The organism is Mangrovimicrobium sediminis (genome assembly GCF_004745945.1).
GTDB classification, from domain to species: domain Bacteria; phylum Pseudomonadota; class Gammaproteobacteria; order Pseudomonadales; family Halieaceae; genus Mangrovimicrobium; species Mangrovimicrobium sediminis.
Genome location: NZ_SRLE01000008.1, coordinates 130,409 through 148,332, shown reverse-complemented (window position 1 = coordinate 148,332; position 17,924 = coordinate 130,409). Strand labels below are relative to the sequence as shown.

General features: G+C 67.7%; 19 protein-coding genes. 17 read left to right on the top strand and 2 right to left on the bottom strand.

Going from position 1 to position 17,924, the window contains the following annotated elements:
- Positions 1-79 precede the first annotated feature (79 nt).
- On the top strand, positions 80-2,509 hold the full coding sequence (locus tag E4634_RS12305) for a penicillin-binding protein 1A (RefSeq protein ID WP_135444296.1): 2,430 nt from the start codon (positions 80-82) through the stop codon (positions 2,507-2,509).
- A gap of 11 nt (positions 2,510-2,520) precedes the next feature.
- Here E4634_RS12305 and E4634_RS12300 read toward each other — a convergent pair whose 3' ends face one another.
- Positions 2,521-3,768, bottom strand: coding sequence for a malic enzyme-like NAD(P)-binding protein (locus E4634_RS12300; RefSeq protein ID WP_135444294.1), 1,248 nt, complete (start codon positions 3,766-3,768; stop codon positions 2,521-2,523).
- Between the two features lie 181 nt (positions 3,769-3,949).
- The gene (rpmE, locus tag E4634_RS12295) at positions 3,950-4,165 is read right to left on the bottom strand and encodes a 50S ribosomal protein L31 (RefSeq protein ID WP_135444293.1); all 216 of its coding nucleotides are present in this window, start codon (positions 4,163-4,165) and stop codon (positions 3,950-3,952) included.
- Between the two features lie 282 nt (positions 4,166-4,447).
- Between rpmE and E4634_RS12290 the strand changes: the two genes are divergently transcribed.
- The 16 genes from E4634_RS12290 (at position 4,448) to E4634_RS12215 (ending at position 17,888) form a co-directional block, all read left to right on the top strand.
- A complete protein-coding gene (locus tag E4634_RS12290; protein ID WP_135444291.1) occupies positions 4,448-6,634 on the top strand; it encodes a primosomal protein N' in 2,187 nt (728 codons plus the stop codon).
- A 105-nt stretch (positions 6,635-6,739) separates the two neighbouring features.
- Entirely contained in the window at positions 6,740-8,425 is a 1,686-nt protein-coding gene (gene argS / locus E4634_RS12285) for an arginine--tRNA ligase (protein WP_135444289.1), read from the top strand.
- Between the two features lie 3 nt (positions 8,426-8,428).
- A complete protein-coding gene (locus tag E4634_RS12280) occupies positions 8,429-9,031 on the top strand; it encodes an SPOR domain-containing protein (RefSeq protein ID WP_240725166.1) in 603 nt (200 codons plus the stop codon).
- A 61-nt stretch (positions 9,032-9,092) separates the two neighbouring features.
- A complete protein-coding gene (gene hslV, locus E4634_RS12275) occupies positions 9,093-9,638 on the top strand; it encodes an ATP-dependent protease subunit HslV (RefSeq protein ID WP_135444287.1) in 546 nt (181 codons plus the stop codon).
- Positions 9,639-9,641: 3 nt separating this feature from the next.
- Positions 9,642-10,967 carry an ATP-dependent protease ATPase subunit HslU gene (gene hslU / locus E4634_RS12270; RefSeq protein ID WP_135444285.1) on the top strand — a complete coding sequence of 442 codons (1,326 nt, stop codon included), beginning with the start codon at positions 9,642-9,644 and terminating at the stop codon, positions 10,965-10,967.
- Positions 10,968-10,978: 11 nt separating this feature from the next.
- Complete coding sequence (locus E4634_RS12265; protein WP_135444284.1) at positions 10,979-11,368, top strand: gamma-butyrobetaine hydroxylase family protein; 390 nt, start codon at positions 10,979-10,981, stop codon at positions 11,366-11,368.
- A 58-nt stretch (positions 11,369-11,426) separates the two neighbouring features.
- Positions 11,427-12,176 carry a bifunctional demethylmenaquinone methyltransferase/2-methoxy-6-polyprenyl-1,4-benzoquinol methylase UbiE gene (ubiE, locus tag E4634_RS12260; RefSeq protein ID WP_135444282.1) on the top strand — a complete coding sequence of 250 codons (750 nt, stop codon included), beginning with the start codon at positions 11,427-11,429 and terminating at the stop codon, positions 12,174-12,176.
- Between the two features lie 2 nt (positions 12,177-12,178).
- Complete coding sequence (locus tag E4634_RS12255; RefSeq protein ID WP_135444280.1) at positions 12,179-12,826, top strand: ubiquinone biosynthesis accessory factor UbiJ; 648 nt, start codon at positions 12,179-12,181, stop codon at positions 12,824-12,826.
- A 1-nt stretch (position 12,827) separates the two neighbouring features.
- A complete protein-coding gene (gene ubiB, locus E4634_RS12250; protein ID WP_135444278.1) occupies positions 12,828-14,453 on the top strand; it encodes a ubiquinone biosynthesis regulatory protein kinase UbiB in 1,626 nt (541 codons plus the stop codon).
- A gap of 46 nt (positions 14,454-14,499) precedes the next feature.
- Positions 14,500-14,886: a phosphoribosyl-AMP cyclohydrolase gene (gene hisI, locus E4634_RS12245; RefSeq protein ID WP_135444276.1), complete on the top strand. Its 387-nt coding sequence runs from the start codon at positions 14,500-14,502 to the stop codon at positions 14,884-14,886.
- A 12-nt stretch (positions 14,887-14,898) separates the two neighbouring features.
- Positions 14,899-15,228 (top strand): phosphoribosyl-ATP diphosphatase, encoded by a 330-nt coding sequence (locus tag E4634_RS12240; RefSeq protein ID WP_135444274.1) that lies wholly within the window; start codon positions 14,899-14,901, stop codon positions 15,226-15,228.
- Positions 15,229-15,262: 34 nt separating this feature from the next.
- A complete protein-coding gene (tatA, locus tag E4634_RS12235; RefSeq protein WP_135444272.1) occupies positions 15,263-15,466 on the top strand; it encodes a twin-arginine translocase TatA/TatE family subunit in 204 nt (67 codons plus the stop codon).
- 13 nt (positions 15,467-15,479) lie between these two features.
- The gene (gene tatB, locus E4634_RS12230; RefSeq protein ID WP_135444271.1) at positions 15,480-15,887 is read left to right on the top strand and encodes a Sec-independent protein translocase protein TatB; all 408 of its coding nucleotides are present in this window, start codon (positions 15,480-15,482) and stop codon (positions 15,885-15,887) included.
- Positions 15,884-16,657, top strand: a complete 774-nt coding sequence (gene tatC, locus E4634_RS12225) for a twin-arginine translocase subunit TatC (protein ID WP_135444270.1) — start codon at positions 15,884-15,886, stop codon at positions 16,655-16,657. Before tatB ends, tatC begins: the two co-directional genes overlap by 4 nt.
- Entirely contained in the window at positions 16,654-17,013 is a 360-nt protein-coding gene (locus E4634_RS12220; protein WP_167854882.1) for a DUF202 domain-containing protein, read from the top strand. Before tatC ends, E4634_RS12220 begins: the two co-directional genes overlap by 4 nt.
- Before the next feature lie 56 nt (positions 17,014-17,069).
- Entirely contained in the window at positions 17,070-17,888 is an 819-nt protein-coding gene (locus E4634_RS12215; protein ID WP_135444268.1) for a CmcJ/NvfI family oxidoreductase, read from the top strand.
- Positions 17,889-17,924 lie beyond the last annotated feature (36 nt).

Genomic DNA, 17,924 nt, shown 5'->3' with positions numbered 1-17,924 from the left:
AAAAAGGCATATAATTACCAAACACATGCCCCGTCCCGCTATAACAGTAACTCAGGGCACTGTTATATCAAGAGAATTCATGACGTTTCTCCACTTTCTCATTCGTTTGACTGTTTTGGGTGTCTTTGGCGGTCTCTGGCTGCTTGCAGGCGTGTATTTATACCTCGCGCCGAACCTCCCTGACGTCGAAACTTTGCGCGATGTAAGGCTGCAAACACCGATGCGCGTGTACACCCGCGACGGCGATTTGATCGGCCAGTTCGGCGAGCAAAAACGCAGCCCGCTCAACTTCGCGGACATTCCCCCGCAGTTTGTCGATGCGCTGCTCGCGGCCGAAGACGACAACTTTTTCCACCACAGCGGCATCGACCTGATGGGCCTGGCGCGCGCGGTCTCCGAACTGCTGGTCACCGGGGAAAAGGGCTCCGGCGGCAGCACCCTGACCATGCAGGTGGCGCGCAACTACTTTCTCTCCCTGGAGAGAACCTTCATGCGCAAGTTCAACGAGATCCTGCTGGCTATCGAGATCGAGCGGCGCCTGAGCAAGCAGGAGATCTTCGAGCTCTACGTCAACCGTGTTTTCCTCGGCCACCGCGCCTATGGCTTCGAAGCGGCCTCCGAGGTGTACTACGGCAAACCGATCGGCGAACTCAGCCTGGCGCAACACGCCATGCTCGCCGGCATTCCCAAGGCGCCCTCGCGCAATAACCCGGTCAGCGGCCCCGAGGCCGGACGCGAGCGGCGCGACTGGATCCTGCGCCGCATGCGCGACCTCGGCTACATCACCGCGCAACAGGCAAGCGCGGCGGCAGCGGCACCGGTAACCGCCGAACTGCACGGCGCGCAGATCAACTTCGACGCGCACTACGCTGCCGAAATGGCGCGCCAGCGCATGCTCGACCGCTATGGCCTGGCCGCCTACAACGACGGCTACAGCGTGTACACCACGATCAGTTCAAACCTGCAGCAGGTGGCGCGCGCGGCGCTGGTGGACGGGCTGCGCACCTACGACCGGCGCCACGGTTACCGCGGGCCGGAACAGCGCTGGCCGCTGCCGCCGTCGCTGGAGGAGAGTCCCGAGGCCTACTGGGCAGAGCGTCTGGCGGATATCCCGGTGATCATCGGCGAGATGCCGGCAGTCGTCACCGAAGTGCTCGAGGATCGCGTCAACCTGCTGCTCGATGACGGCGTGCACGACGAACTGCTGTGGGAGAACGGCATGTCCAAGGCGCGCCCCTACCGCAGCGAGAACTACCAGGGCGGGCCTCCCGCGAGTCCCGCGGAACTGTTCCGGCCCGGCGACCTGATCCGCCTCAAGCGCAACGAGGAGGGCCTGTGGCAACTCACCCAGGTGCCCGCAGTGCAGGGCGCACTGGTGTCGCTGGACCCTGACGACGGCGCCATCCGCAGCGTGGTCGGCGGCATGGGCTTCGAGTTGAGCAAGTTCAATCGCGCCACCCAGGCAATGCGCCAGCCGGGTTCCAACTTCAAGCCGTTCCTGTACGGCGCGGCGCTGGAGGCCGGCTTCACCGCTGCCAGTATCGTCAACGATGCGCCCATCGTGCTCGCCGACAGTTCGCTGGAGGATATCTGGCGGCCGGAGAACGACAGCGGCGAGTTCTACGGGCCGACCCGGCTGCGCTGGGCGCTGACCAAATCGCGCAACCTGGTCTCCATCCGCCTGTTGCAGCAGTTGGGTATTCCCGGCCTGATCGAGGCATTGGACCGGTACGGCTTCGATACCAGCGACATCCAGGCCGACCTCTCCCTGGCCCTGGGCACCCACGCCATGACGCCACTGGAGGTGGTCACCGGCTACGCCATCCTCGCCAACGGCGGCTACCGGGTGGACCCGTACCTGATCGACCGCATCGAGGACGCCGACGGCAACGTCGTCTACCAGGCGCGCCCGCCAACCGTATGCCGCGACTGCCAGCCCGAGGCGGAACCGGCGGAGGAAGAACTGAGCATGGAAGAGATTCTCGCCCGGGAGAACGCGCGCGGGGAGGCGCTGCCCGCCGCACCGCGGGTGATGGACGAGCGCGTGGCTTTCATCATGAACAGCATCCTGCAGGATGTGATCAAGCGCGGCACGGGAACCCGTGCGCTGGTCCTGAAACGCGGCGACATCGCCGGCAAGACCGGCACCACCAACGGGCCGATGGACGCCTGGTTCTCCGGGTTCAACCGCGACGTGGTCACCACCGCCTGGGTGGGCTTCGACAACTACACGCCGCTGGGGCGCCGCGAATTCGGCGGCACCGCGGCGCTGCCGATCTGGATCGACTACATGCGCGAGGCGCTGGTCGACAGCCCGGACGTGCAACCGCCGATCCCGCCGGGACTGGTCACCGTGCGCATCGACCCCACCACCGGGCTACTGGCCAGCCCGGGGCAGGGCGATGCGATCTTCGAGTATTTCCGCGAGGAGTATGTACCGCGGGCCGCCGCCGAGAACGGCGAGGATGCCGGCCCGGGCGACGACGACCTGGTGCGGGATATTTTCTGAGGCGCCCGGCCTCAGGCCGCGGCGTATTTCACCGGCAGGGGCAGGCGGGCGACACCGCTTTCCACGGCTGCCCGCGCCACCGCGGGGGCCAGGCTGTGCAGCAGGCGATCGTCCATAGGCTTGGGAATGATGTACTCGGGGCCGAAGGAAAGCTCCTTTTCGCCGCAGGCCTGCAGCACTGCATCCGGCACCGGTTCTTTGGCCAGCGCACACAGCGCGTGCACCGCGGCGATTTTCATTTCCTCGTTGATGGTCGAGGCGCGCACGTCCAGCGCGCCGCGGAAGATGAACGGGAAGCCGAGCACGTTGTTGACCTGGTTCGGGTAGTCCGAGCGGCCGGTGGCGATGACCAGGTCGCTGCGCGTCTTGCGCGCCAGTTCCGGCTTGATTTCCGGGTCCGGGTTGGAGCAGGCGAATACCACCGGCTTAGGCGCCATGGACAGCAGCATTTCCGCGCTCAGCAGGTCCGCGCCGGACAGCCCGACAAACACGTCCGCGCCGGCGATGGCGTCGGACAGGCTGCGCTTGTCGGTGCGGTTGGCGAACTCCTGCTTGTAGGCATTGACGCCCTCGCGGCCGGCATAGATCACGCCGCGGCGGTCGAGCATGAAGATGTTCTCGCGGCGCGCACCCAGGCTGACAAGCAGGCGCATGCAGGCGATCGCCGCGGCGCCGGCGCCGAGGCAGGTGATGATCACGTCTTCGAGCCGTTTGCCCTGGATTTCCAGCGCGTTGATCATGCCGGCGGCAGTGACGATAGCGGTGCCGTGCTGATCGTCGTGGAATACCGGGATGTTGCAGCGCTCGGAGAGTGCGCGTTCGATCTCGAAGCACTCCGGCGCGCGGATGTCCTCGAGGTTGATGCCGCCGAAGGTGTCGGCGATGCGCGCGACAGTGTCGATGAACTCGCCCGCGTCCTCGGTGCTCACCTCGATATCGATGGAGTTGATGCCGGCGAAGCGCTTGAACAGCAGCGCCTTGCCCTCCATCACCGGCTTGCAGGCGGGGGCGCCGAGGTTGCCCAGGCCGAGCACGGCAGTGCCGTTGCTGATGACCGCCACCAGGTTGCCTTTTCCGGTATAGACATAGGAGTTGTCCACATCGGCAGCGATCGCGCGGCACGGTTCGGCGACACCCGGACTGTAGGCCAGCGAGAGGTCCAGCTGGGTCTGGGCCGGCTTGGTCAACTCAACGCTGATTTTGCCTGGCGTGGGTTCGGCGTGATACGCGAGTGCTGCTCGCATCAGATCGTCCGACATAAAAAGGCACCGCTGAAAAAAGGTATTCGAGGATAAATAAAAGCCTATTCCCGAACAAGGTTATTTGTTCACCCGGCGCGCCGGCCGCCGCGTGGCAGCTGGCAAATCTCGGGTATAAAAAAAGCGCCAGTACCTAGGGTAACTGGCGCTTTCGGGTCGCGCTACGCGACGAGTTGCTGCCTCAGCGCTTGCTGCCGCGGTTGCCGAAACGCTGCTTGAAGCGATCGACACGGCCGCCGGAGTCGACGATCTTCTGCTTGCCGGTAAAGAACGGGTGGCAGGCGGAACAGACGTCGACGTGAAGGTCTTCGCACAGGGTAGAGCGCGTCTGGATGGTGTTACCGCAGCTGCAGGTCGCGGTCACCGCCTCATACTTGGGGTGAATGTCTGCTTTCATGGTTGAAGCTCCTGACTATACAATCGATGCCGCCACCCGATCCCTTGCCGGGCACCGCACCAGGTTACCGGGCCGGCACGGGCAAACGCCCCGGCTCCGGAGAAAAAGAGGCGCGCATCTTACCAGACGCAGCGGCTTTGGCAAGGGGCAAATCGGCGGCATTCTCCCGCCCCTTCTTGCGCTCCTTCTCCCGCCTGTTGCCGCCCCGCGCCCGGGCATGGCCGCGCCGCCGCCGAGGTTGGTACACTGCCCGCCTCGCCGCGAGACCAGCCGGGAATACCCATGTCCGTTTTGCGTGTGGCCGTGCCCACACCGCTACACAGCCTGTTCGATTACCTCCCGCCGGAGGGCGTGGACGCCGCGGCGCTGCGCCCGGGCTGCCGCCTGCGCGTTCCCTTCGGCGCGCGCGAGGTGACCGCATGCCTGGTGGAAGTGGTCGCGGACAGCGACCTGGCAGACGGGCAACTCAAGCGCGCCGGCGCCGCCATCGACCTACAGCCGCTGCTGCCCGACACGCTGCTCGAGCTGTGCCGCTGGGCGGCGGACTACTACCAGCACCCACCCGGTGAGGTCTACCAGGCGGCTTTCCCGGTGGCGCTGCGCCAGGGCAGGGGCCACGCCCCGCTGGCACTGCCCGGCTGGCGCTTGAGCACCCGCGGCCGGGGCCTGCCGGCTGGCGCCCTGGCGCGCTCGCCCAAGCAGTCCAAGGCCCTGGCCTGCCTGCAGGGCGCGGATACCGTAGCCGCCGACGTATTCGCCGAGCAGGGTATAAGCCGCAGCATCCTGCGCGCGCTGGAGGACAAGGGCCTCGCCGAACGCTGCGACATTCCGCTGGTCAGCAGCGGCTTCAGCGCGGCGTCCCACCCGCCGCTCACCGCCGAGCAGCAGGCGGTGGTCGCCGACCTGCGCGAGGCGCCGCGGGAATTCGCCTGCCACCTGGTCGAGGGCGTGACCGGCAGCGGCAAGACCGAGATCTACCTGCAACTGATCGAGGACTGCGTCGCAGCCGGGCGCCAGGCGCTGGTGCTGATCCCGGAGATCGGCCTCACCCCGCAGACCCTGTCGCGCTTCCAGCGGCGTTTCGATGCCGAATTCGCCGTGCTGCACTCGGGCCTGGGCGAGGCACAGCGCGCCCGCGCCTGGGAGGCGGCGCGCAGCGGGCTGGCGCAGATCGTCATCGGCACGCGCTCCGCGGTGTTCACGCCGCTGGCACGCCCCGGCCTGATCGTGGTCGACGAGGAACACGACGCTTCCTATAAACAGCAGGACGGTTTTCGCTACCACGCCCGCGACGTCGCGGTAAAACGTGCCCAGATCGAGAACTGCCCGATCCTGCTGGGCAGCGCCACACCCTGCCTGGAGACCCTCAACAACGCCCTCGCCGGGCGCTACCGCCACCACCGCCTGACCCGCCGCGCGGGCGGCGGCCAACCGCCGCGCATCGAGGCTATCGACGTGCGCCACGCGACGCTGGAGGCGGGCCTGTCCAACACCCTGCTGCAGGCCGTCGAGGAAACCCTGGGGCGCAACGAGCAGGTATTGCTATTCCTCAACCGCCGCGGCTTCGCGCCCACCGTGCAGTGCCACGACTGCGGCTGGACCGCGACCTGCAGCGCCTGCGACGCACGGCTGACCCTGCACCGCCGCGCCCGCCGCCTGCGCTGTCACCACTGCGGCGCCGCCCGCCCGCTGCCCCGCGAGTGCCCCGACTGCCGCAGTCAGCAACTGCTGACCCGCGGCCTGGGCACCGAACAGAGCGAGGAGGTGTTGCGCCAGCGCTTTCCCGCCTGGCCGGTGTTCCGCGTAGACAGCGACTCCATGCAGGGCCGCCAGGCCATGCAGGCGCTGGTGGACCAGGTCAACCGCGGCGACCCCTGCATCCTGCTCGGCACGCAAATGCTGACCAAGGGCCACCATTTCCCAGGGCTGACCCTGGTTGGCATCGTCGATATGGACGCCATGCTGTTCAGCACCGACTTTCGCGGCGAGGAGCACGCGGCGCAGCTGCTGACCCAGGTCGCGGGCCGCGCCGGCCGCGAGGCGACCCCTGGCCGCGTACTGCTGCAGACTCACCATCCGCAGCACCCGGCCCTGCAGGCGATGCTCGCCCAGCCCTACCACGAGCAGGCGCGCGCCATGCTGGCCCGGCGCGAGGCCACCGGCCTGCCGCCCTATGGCTACCTGCTGCTGGCGCGCAGCGATTGCCGCGATGCGGACGCCGGCGAGGAGTTCCTGCGCCAGTTGCGCAGCGCGGCCCAGGGCAGGCTCGGCGGAACGCAGGTGATCGGGCCGCTGCCCGCCCCGATGCAGCGCCGCGCCGGCCTGTTCCGCAGCCAGTTGCTGCTGCATTGCACTTCGCGCGCGGCGGCGCGCCGCGCCGCCCACACCCTGGTCGAGGTGGCTGCGAGTATTCCCGCCCGCGGCGGCCTGAAGTGGTCTCTGGACGTGGACCCACAGGACCTGTACTGAGTCCCGCCTGAACTGGCCATCGTTGGTCGATGTGAGGATAATACCGCCTGCGCCGCCCCGACCCGCCGGGGCACTTCACAGTTTTCTCAGGTACCCATCCTCGCAATGAAGGAAGCAATCACCCGGCTGCTGGAACAGACCCTGGCGTCCATGGCCGAGAACGGCCAGTTGCCCGCAGACCTCACCCCCAAGGTGCAGGTCGACCGCACCCGCGATCCCAGCCACGGCGACCTCGCCAGCAACGTCGCCCTGACCCTGGCCAAGGCCGCGGGCAAGCCGCCGCGCGATCTGGCCGGTGCCATCTGCGCGGCGCTGCCGGCCAACCAGATCGTCGAGCGCACCGAGATCGCCGGGCCCGGGTTCATCAATTTCTTCCTCACCCAGGACAGTGGCCAGGCGGTGGTCAAACGCGTCCTGGAGCAGGGCGAGGCCTTCGGCCGCTCGGATGCCGGCGCCGGGCGCAAGGTGCAGGTGGAGTTCGTCTCCGCCAATCCTACCGGCCCGCTGCACGTCGGCCACGGCCGCGGCGCCGCGGTGGGCGACAGCCTGTGCCGTCTACTGACCGCCACCGGCTGGGATGCCGCCAGCGAGTTCTACTACAACGACGCCGGCGCGCAGATCGACAACCTGGCGCGCTCGGTGCAGGCGCGCTGCCAGGGCCTGGACCCGGACAGCCCGGAATGGCCGGCGGACGGCTACCGCGGCGAGTACATCGTCGACGTCGCCAAAGCCTACCTGGGCGGCGAGACCATCGACGCGGAAGACCGCCACGTCACCGGCGCCGGCGATGCGGACAACCTCGAGGCGATCCGCGATTTCGCCGTGGCCTACCTGCGCCGCGAGCAGGACCTCGACCTGAAAGCCTTCGGCGTGCACTTCGACTGCTACTTCCTGGAATCCGCCCTGTACGCGGACGGTGCGGTGGAGGCGGCGGTAGAGCGCCTGGTGGCAAACGGCCACACCTACGAGAAAGACGGCGCCCTGTGGCTACGCACCACCGATTTCGGCGACGACAAGGACCGCGTGATGCGCAAGTCCGATGGCGCCTACACCTACTTCGTGCCGGATGTCGCCTACCACCTGAACAAGTGGGAGCGCGGCTTCGGCCGCGTCATCGACGAGCAGGGCGCGGACCACCACAGTACCGTGACCCGCGTGCGCGCGGGCCTGCAGGCCCTGCAGGCGGGTATTCCCGAGGGCTGGCCGGACTACGTCTTACACCAGATGGTCACGGTGATGCGCGGCGGCGAGGAGGTGAAGATCTCCAAGCGCGCGGGCAGCTACGTGACCATGCGCGACCTGATCGAGCAGGCCGGCCGCGACGCCACGCGCTTCTTCTTAGTGGCGCGCAGCCCCAGTTCGCAGCTGACCTTCGATATCGACCTGGCGGTATCGCAGAGCAACGACAACCCGGTGTACTACATCCAGTACGCCCACGCGCGCATCTGCTCCATCCTGCGCAAGCTGGAGGAGAGCGGCGAGGGTTTCGACCAGGACGCCGCCCTGCAGCAACTGGACAAGCTGCAGGAAGAACACGAAAAGGCTGTCCTGCGCCAGCTCGACCGCTACCCGGAGGTGGTGGCCAATGCCGCGGTCAACGCCGAGCCGCACCAGGTGGCCAACTACCTGCGCGACCTCGCCGGCGACTTCCACCCCTGGTACAACGCCCACCGCACCCTGGTGGAAGACACCGCCCTGCGCGACGCGCGCCTGGCGCTGTCGCTGGCGGTGCGCCAGGTGATAGCCAACGGCCTGGACCTGCTCGGGGTCTCGGCGCCGGAGTCCATGTAAGCCGTGGCCCGCGACTACGCCAAGCAGCGCACGCCGCCGCGCGGCCCGCACAAGGGGCGCAAGGCACCCCCCGCGGCGCGCAAGCAGCCAGCCAGCCGCAGCGCCGCGCCCGCGTCCGGCGGCCACTGGCGCTGGTTCGCCACCGGCATGCTGGCTGGCGTATTCCTCAGCTTCCTCGCCTACCTCGGCACCCTGCCGCGCGGCGAGCCGGCCGCCCCCCAGGAAGCGGCAGGTACAGCGCAGGAGGCGGTACCGCAACCGCGCTTCGACTTCTACACCATGCTGCCGGAGCAATCCCTGGACGAGGACCTGCCGGCCGGTACCCAGGCCACGCAGCCCGCCGCCCGCCCGGCCCAGGCCAGCAAGGACTACTACCTGCTGCAGGCCGGTTCGTTCCGCCAGCGCGAGGACGCCGACCGGCGCCGCGCAGAGTTGCTGCTGCTCGGCCTGGAACCCACCATCCGCGAGAGCGACAGCGACAACGGCCGCTGGTTTCGCGTCTACCTCGGCCCCTTCGAATCCCACAGCAAAGTCACCCGCGCGCGCAGCCTGACCGCCGCCCAGGGCATCGACACCCTACTCCTCAAGCGCCCCGCCCAGGGCTGACAGTGGGTTGAAGTTGGGGGGAAAGGCCCCATATCCCGGCATTCGGCAAAGGAGATCCAGCTTGGAACAGTACAGAGGCACGACGATTCTCTCGGTGCGGCGGGGGAACAGCGTGGTGATCGGCGGTGACGGCCAGGTCTCCATGGGCAATACGGTGATGAAGGGCAATGCGCGCAAGGTGCGCCGCCTGCACAAGGACCAGGTGCTGGCAGGCTTTGCCGGCGGCACCGCGGACGCCTTCACCCTGTTCGAACTGTTCGAGGCGCAACTCGACAAGCACCAGGGCCACCTGGTGCGCGCCGCGGTGGAACTGGCCAAGCAGTGGCGCACGGAGCGCTCGCTGCGCCAGTTGGAGGCGCTGCTGGCGGTAGCGGACAAATCCACCTCGCTGATCATCACCGGCAATGGCGATGTCATCGAACCCGAGGACAACCTCATCGCCATCGGTTCCGGTGGCCCCTTCGCCCAGTCCGCGGCCCGCGCCCTGCTCGACAACACCGAGCTCGACGCCCGCAGTATCGTCGAGAAAGGCCTGTCCATCGCCGCCGACATCTGCATCTACACCAACCACAACCGCACCATCGAAGAACTCGCAATCCAGGCCTGAGCCATGTCCAACATGACCCCCCGGGAAATCGTCTCGGAACTCGACAGACACATCATCGGCCAGGACGAGGCCAAGCGCGCGGTGGCCATCGCCCTGCGCAACCGCTGGCGCCGCATGCAGGTGCCCGAGGCCCTGCGCGCGGAGATCACGCCGAAGAACATCCTGATGATCGGCCCCACTGGGGTCGGCAAGACGGAAATCGCGCGCCGCCTGGCGAAGCTCGCCGGGGCGCCCTTCGTCAAGGTGGAAGCGACCAAGTTCACCGAGGTCGGCTATGTCGGCCGCGACGTCGAATCCATCGTCCGCGACCTGGTCGATGTGGCGATAAAAATGTACCGCGAGCAGGAGATGGCCCGCGTGCGTTACCGCGCTGAGGAGGCCGCCGAGGAGCGTGTGCTGGATATCCTGCTGCCGCCGGCGCGCGGCGACAACGAACCCGGCGCCGGCCAGAACACCCGCCAGCTGCTGCGCAAGAAGCTGCGCGAGGGCGAACTGGACGACAAGGAAATCGAGGTCGAACTGCGCGCCCCGGCAGTGGGCATGGAGATCATGGCACCGCCCGGCATGGAAGAGATGACCAGTCAGCTGCAGAGCATGTTCTCCAACCTCTCCCACGGCCAGCGCAAGACTAAAAAGATGCCGATCAAGGCCGCCTTCGCCGCCCTGTGCGAGGAGGAAGCGGCGAAGATGGTCAACGAGGACGAGCTCAAGCAAAAGGCCGTGGAGTCCGCCGAGCAGAACGGTATCGTGTTCATCGACGAGTTGGACAAGGTGGCCAAGCGCAGCGAGGGCGCCGGCGCGGACGTTTCCCGCGAGGGCGTACAGCGCGACCTGCTGCCGCTGATCGAGGGCTCCACCGTCACCACCAAGCACGGCATGATCAAGACCGACCACATCCTGTTCATCGCCTCCGGCGCCTTCCACCTGGCCAAGCCCTCGGACCTGATTCCCGAGCTGCAGGGCCGCCTGCCGATCCGCGTCGAGCTTGCGGCGCTGTCGCCGGAAGACTTCGAGCGCATCCTCACCGAGCCCAACGCCTCGCTCACCGAGCAGTACCAGGCGCTGCTGGGCACCGAGGGGCTCAGCGTGACGTTCACCGCGGACGGCATCCGGCGCATCGCCGAGACCGCCTGGCAGGTCAACGAGCGCACCGAGAACATCGGCGCTCGGCGCCTGCACACGGTAATGGAGCGCCTGCTGGAGGACGCCTCCTTCGCCGCCGCCGATGCCGGGCTGTCGGAACAGACCCTCACCGTGGACGCGGACTACGTCGACGGCAAGCTGCAGGCGCTGTCCACCGACGAAGACCTGTCCCGGTTCATCCTCTAGGAGGGCGCCACGTGGCCGAGGACCTGCGACCGAGCAACATCCAACTGCACACCCGTTCGCGCACGCTGGAGCTCGACTATCCCGACGGCAGCCGCTACCAGCTGCCCTGCGAATACCTGCGCGTGTACTCGCCCTCCGCCGAAGTACAGGGCCACGGCCCCGGCCAGGAAGTGCTGCAGAGCGGCAAGCAGCGGGTGTCCATTACCGCCATCCGCCCGGTCGGCCATTACGCGCTGCAGTTCGTGTTCGACGACGGTCACGACACCGGGCTGTATTCCTGGGACTACCTGCACCGCCTGTGCCTGGAACAGGACAGCCGCTGGGCCGACTACCTGGAGCGCCTGGCCGCCGCCGGCCTCGCCCGCGACCCCGACGTCCAGGTGGTGAAATTCCAGCCCTGAACGCGCGCTGACCCGCGCCGCGCATCGGGGTACAATTGCCCGCTCTCGGGGAGGGGCCATGAGCGACAAAGACAAAACCCATTTCGGCTATCGCGAGGTCGACAGCGACGCCAAGGCGGGCATGGTAGCGGACGTGTTCCACTCGGTCGCAGCGCGCTACGACCTGATGAACGACCTGATGTCCGCGGGCATCCACCGCATCTGGAAGCGCTTCACCATCGAGTTGTCCGGCGTGCGCCGCGGCAACGCGGTGCTCGACATCGCCGGCGGCACCGGCGACCTGGCGGCAAAGTTCGCGGACATCGTCGGCGCGGATGGCCGCGTGGTACTCGCCGACATCAACGCATCCATGCTGCAGGTCGGCCGCGACAAACTGCTGGACCACGGCCGCCACGCCAATATCGAATTCGTGCAGGCTGACGCCCAGTACCTGCCGTTCCCGGACGAGAGCTTCGACTGCATCACCATCGCCTTCGGCCTGCGCAACGTCACCGACAAGGACCTCGCCCTGCGCTCCATGCAGCGCGTGCTCAAGCCCGGCGGCCGCCTGCTGGTGCTGGAGTTTTCCAAGCCGCGCAACGAACTGCTCAGCCGCGCCTACGACACCTACTCATTTCGCGTGCTGCCGCTGATGGGCCGCCTGGTGGCCGGCGACGCCGACAGCTACCAGTACCTGGCCGAATCCATCCGCATGCACCCGGACCAGGACACCCTCAAGGACATGATGGAGGACGCCGGCTTCGCCCGCGTCGAGTACCACAACATGACCGGCGGGATTGTCGCGGTCCACCGCGGGGTCAAGGCCTGAGCGTGACCGGCGGCATCAACCCTACCCTGCACACCGGCGCCCTGGCGGCGCTGGAAGCGGCGATCAACCGCGCCCTGGCGCTGGCGCCCGGCGCCAACGATTCACTGAAGGCGCTGCGCGACAAGGTCTTCGCCCTGCATTGCACCGCGCCACCGCTGGATGTCTACCTGCAGCCGGTCGCCGAGGGAGTGCGCCTGATGGGCGTCTACGACGGCCCGGTCACCACCAGCCTGCGCGGCGAGGCCAGCGAGTTCGCGGCGCTGGCCTCGGCGGAGGACCCGGCGGCAGCGCTGATCAACGGCAAGCTGGAGCTGGCCGGCGACAGCGGCCCGCTGCTGGAGCTGCAGCGCATCATCGCCGGCCTCGACGTGGACTGGGAGGCACCGCTGGTGGATGCCCTGGGCGATGTCGCCGGGCACCAGCTGGCGCAGATGCTGCGCGGCGGTTTCCGCTGGGGCCGCCAGGCGGGCAGCTCGCTGCTGCGCCAGGCCGAGGAGTTCATTCACGAGGAGGCGCGCCTGTCGCCGCCGCGGCTGGAGCTGGAAGATTTCTACCGCGACGTGCAGGAACTGGAACTGCGCGTCGACCGCCTCGCCTCGCGCCTGTCACGCCTGCGCCGGCGCCTGCGCGACAAGCGGGAACAGGCCTGAGATGTCGCGCGCACTGCGCCTGGTGAAAATCCTGCGGGTCCTCGGTCGCTACCGCCTGGACCTGCTGCTCGACGCCGACAACCTGCCCACCGCGCCGCGGTTTGCCCTGCGCCTGGCGCCCTGGCGGCTGTGGCCGGAGCCCGACCTGCCGCGCGGCGTGCGCCTGCGCCGCGCCCTGGAGGAACTGGGCCCGGTATTCATCAAGTTCGGCCAGATGCTGAGCACCCGCCGCGACCTGCTACCCGAGGACATCGCCGATGAACTGGCGCGGCTGCAGGATGCCGTACCCCCGTTCCCCGGCGCGGTGGCCACCGCGATCATCGAGAAATCCCTGGGCAAGCCGGTGGACGAGCTGTATGCCCGGTTCGAGGCCGAACCCCTGGCCTCGGCCTCGGTGGCGCAGGTGCACGCGGCCACCCTGCACAGCGGCGAGGAAGTGGTGGTCAAGGTGCTGCGCCCGGATATCGAGCCGGTCATTCGCCAGGACCTCGCCCTGATGTTCACCCTGGCGCGGCTGGTCGAGCGCTTCCTCCCGGTAGGCCGCCGCCTGCGCCCGGTGGAGGTGGTCTCCGACTACGAGCTGATCGTGCTCGACGAGCTGGACCTCGGCCGCGAGGCCGCCAACGCCTCGCAGCTGCGGCGCAATTTCGCCGATGGCAAGCTGGTGTATGTGCCGCGGGTCTACTGGGACTACAGTGCGCGCAAGGTATTCACCATGGAGCGCATCAGCGGCATCCCGGTCACCGACGTCGCCGAACTGCGCCGCCGCGAGGTGGACCTCAAGGTGCTGGCCGAGCGCGGCGTGGAGATCTTCTTCACCCAGGTGCTGCGCGACAGTTTCTTCCACGCCGACATGCACCCGGGCAACATCTTCGTCGATGCCAGCGACCCCGCCGACCCCTCCTACATCGCCGTGGACTGCGCCATCATCGGCTCGCTGTCCGAGTCCGACCAGTACTACCTGGCGCGCAACCTGCTGGCGATCTTCCGCCGCGAGTACCGCGAGGTGGCACAGCTGCACGTCGAGTGCGGCTGGGTGCCGCCGCAAACCCGGGTACAGGATTTCGAGGCGGCCATGCGCGCGGTCTGCGAGCCGGTGTTCGAGCGACCCATCGCCGAGATCTCCTTCGGCCAGCTGCTGGTCTACCTGTTCCAGGTGGCCGGGCGCTTCGACATGGAGGTACAGCCCTCGCTGGTGCTGCTGCAGAAGACCCTGCTGAACATCGAGGGCCTGGGCCGGCAGCTGTACCCGCAGCTCAACCTGTGGGACACCGCACAACCCTTCCTGGAGCAATGGGTGGCGGAGCGCTACTCGCCGCAGTCCCTGCTGCGGCGGCTGCAGCGGCAGGCCCCGGGCTGGCTGGAACAACTGCCGCAACTGCCGGACATGGTGCTGGATAACCTGGCGCGCACCCAGGAACTGGAAATGCAGCTGCACGCCCGCCCGGCAGTGCGCGAGCGCGACCCCCCGCCGCCCAGGCACCGCGGGCACGCCAGGGCACTGGCCGGTGCGGCGCTGCTCGGCGCCGCCCTGGCGAGTGCCGGCGGCACCCTCGCCGCGGTTCCGGTCGCCGGCTGGCTGCTGGCCGCCGCCGGGGTGCTGCTGTTGTGGCCGCGCGAGTCGTGACAATGCCAGCCGTGTGCAATAATGAGCGCCACGGCCGGGAGTACGCATGAACCTCAACGACGCGATCAAGTGGAACGAGCAGGGGCTGGTGGCGGCCATCGCCCAGGACTGGCAGAGCGGGGAAGTGCTCATGCAGGCCTGGATGAACGCCGAGTCCCTCGCCATGACTGTCCGCGAAGGCAAGGTCGTGTACTGGTCGCGCTCGCGCCAGGCGCTGTGGCGCAAGGGTGAGAGTTCGGGCAACGAGCAACAGCTGAAAGAGCTGCGCGTTGATTGCGACGGTGACTGCGTGCTGCTCAAGGTAGAACAACGCGGTGGTATCGCCTGCCACACCGGGCGCCGCAGTTGCTTCTACCGGCTCGCCGGGGAGAGCGGCGAGTTGCAGGTGGTCGACGCGGTCATCCGCGATCCTGGGGAGATGTACGGGAAATAGAGGGGAAAGGCCATGGACGATGTGCTGCAAGCTCTGGCGCAGACACTGGAGCAACGCCGCGAAGCGGACCCGGAAAGTTCCTATGTCGCCGCCCTGCACTGCAAGGGGCTGAACAAGATTCTGGAGAAAGTGGGCGAAGAGGCGACCGAGACGATTCTCGCCGCCCGCGACCTGGAGGTCGGTGGCAGCCGCGAGGCCCTGGTCGGCGAGGTGGCCGACCTGTGGTTTCACTGCATGGTGATGCTCTCGCACCTGCGCGTGGACCCGGGCGAAGTCACCCTGTGCCTGGCGGAGCGTTTCGGCGTTTCCGGCCTGGAAGAAAAAGCCGCCCGCCGGCAGTGACCGCGCGGGCGTTACTGTTGCAACGGAGATAATTATGGGACTCGGTGGAATCAGCATCTGGCAACTTCTCATCATCCTCGCCATTGTGGTCATGCTGTTCGGCACCAAGCGCCTGCGCACCCTGGGCTCCGACCTCGGCAGCGCGATCAAGGGCTTCCGCAAGAGCATGGCGGAGGAGGACACCAGCGCCCGCAACGGCGAGGAAGACACCACCCAGGACAAGCCCGAATCCAAGTAGGACTGGCGCGCAGATGTTCGATATCGGCTTCTCCGAGCTGATCATCGTCGGCGTGGTCGGCCTGCTGGTGATCGGCCCCGAGCGCCTGCCCGAGGCCATCCGCACCGGCAGCGCCTGGCTGGCGCGGATCAAGCGCGGCTTCAACGACATCAAGATCGAGGTGCAGCAGGAGCTGCACAACGACGCGGTGATGCGCGACCTGGAAAAAACCCGGCGCCAGCTCGAACAGCAGGCCGGTGAAATAAAGAACAGCATCGATCCCGGCGTGTCGGCCCCGAAGCCGGCTGACCCCGGCACTTCCCCGGCGGAAGCTGCCAGCCCCGATCCAGCCGATTCCCACCCGGGCGACAGCAACTCGCCATCCGACGGGACCGTGGCGAACACCGGCAGCGCGGACCGGTCCAGGGGCGAGTCGCGATGAACGACACCGGCACCCCGGGCGACACGGAAGACCCGCCGCTGCCTCTGGTGGCACACCTCACCGAACTGCGCGACCGCCTGCTGCGCGCGCTGCTCTCGGTGCTGGTGGTGTTCATCTGCCTGTTTCCCTTTGCCAACGAGATCTACGCCTACGTCTCGGAGCCGCTGCGCGAGCTGCTGCCGCCCGGCGCGAGCATGATCGCCACCGAGGTCGCCTCACCCTTCCTCACCCCCTTCAAGCTGACCCTGTTCGCGGCCATCTTTGCGGCGATCCCGTACATCCTGTTCCAGGCCTGGGCGTTCATCGCCCCGGGGATGTACCGGCACGAAAAGCGCTTCGCCCTGCCGCTGCTGGTCTCCAGCATCGCGCTGTTCTACGCCGGCGCGGCCTTCGCCTACTTCGTGGTTTTCCCGCTGATTTTCGCGTTTTTTACCAGCGTGGGGCCCGAGGGCATCACCATCATGACCGACATCAACAGCTACCTGAACTTCGTGTTGAAGCTGTTTTTCGCCTTCGGTGTCGCCTTCGAGATTCCCATAGCCGCCATCCTGCTCATCTGGGCGGGCATCACCACGCCCGAGGAACTGGGGCGCAAGCGGCCCTATATCATCGTCGGCTGTTTCGTGCTCGGCATGCTGCTCACCCCGCCGGACGTGATTTCCCAGTCGCTGCTGGCGCTGCCCATGTGGGCGCTGTTCGAGGCCGGCGTATTCTTCGGTCGCTTCGTGCAGCGACGCGATGCTGGAGACGAAGAGGAACCGGCGGCGTGAAGAACTACCGCGACCACGCCGCCAACGAGCGCACCTGGCTGGCCTGGATTCGCACCGCCATCGCCATCATCGCCTTCGGCTTCATCATCGAACGCTTCGAGCTGTTTTCCCGCTACGTCACCGCCTCGCTGGGCAAGCAGGGCGCCGAGGCGCTGGTACCCGGGGTGAACCCGCTGGCGGCCCTGCTGGTCAGCTCAGGGGTCGCGGTGATCATCTTCGCCACGGTGCGCTTCGCCCGCCACCAACGCATGATCGAAAGCGAGAGCGAGGAGGCCTACCGCTCGGGCCCGGCGATTATCGGTCTCTCCGTGTTCCTGGTGCTGGTATCTCTGGTACTCGGATTCCTTGTGCTGTAACCCCGGGACATCGCCGAGACGTGGTCACGTCCCGCCGGCGGCGTTACCATTCAGCCATGGCTAGCAAAGACACCCAGGCGCGCCTGCGCTACCTCGTCCCGGGGCCCGAGCGCCCCGTGTACTATGCCTCCCAGGCGGGAGCGGACGCCGCCCTCAATGTCACCGCCCGTTTCGAGGATCGCGAGGTGGCCGTCAGGGATGCCCGTGCCCTCCGCCCTCTGCCCAGCCTGGCGCGCGAGGGCTTCTGCCTGCGCGCCCAGCACACGGCGGTGGACGATTTTTACGCGCTGGAGCCACAGCGCGAGCGCTACGAGGTGGAACTCACCGAACTGGTGCTGGCCGCCACCGGCGCCGAATCCGCCCTGGTGTTCGACCACACCCTGCGCTCGGACAGCGCCGCGGTGCGCGGTGCGCGCACCACCCGCGAAACCGCCTCCCTGATCCACAACGATTACACCGCGGCCTCCGCGGCAAAGCGCGTGCGCGACCGGCTCACCGCCGAGCAGGCCGCGGCGCGCCTGCAGCGGCGCTTCGCCATCGTCAACGCCTGGCGCAGCGTCGCCGGCGTGATCTGGCACAGCCCGCTGGCCTGTTGCGACGGGCGCAGCCTGGCGGAGTCAGACCTGGTGCCCTCCGAGCGCCGCGCCGCCGAGCGGGTGGGGGAGCTGGAACTGGTCACCTGGAACCCGGCGCACCGCTGGTACTACTTCCCCGAAATGCGCCCGGACGAGGTGCTGCTGATCAAGACCTGGGATTCCGACCCCGGCGAGGGCGCTGCCCGCGCCGTGCATACGGCCTTCGACAACCCGCTGGCCCCCGCCGATGCACCGCCGCGCGAGAGCATCGAGTCGCGACTGCTGGTGTTCTTCGCCTGAATCGCGGAAACTGCTGCGCGTACCGCAATCCACCTC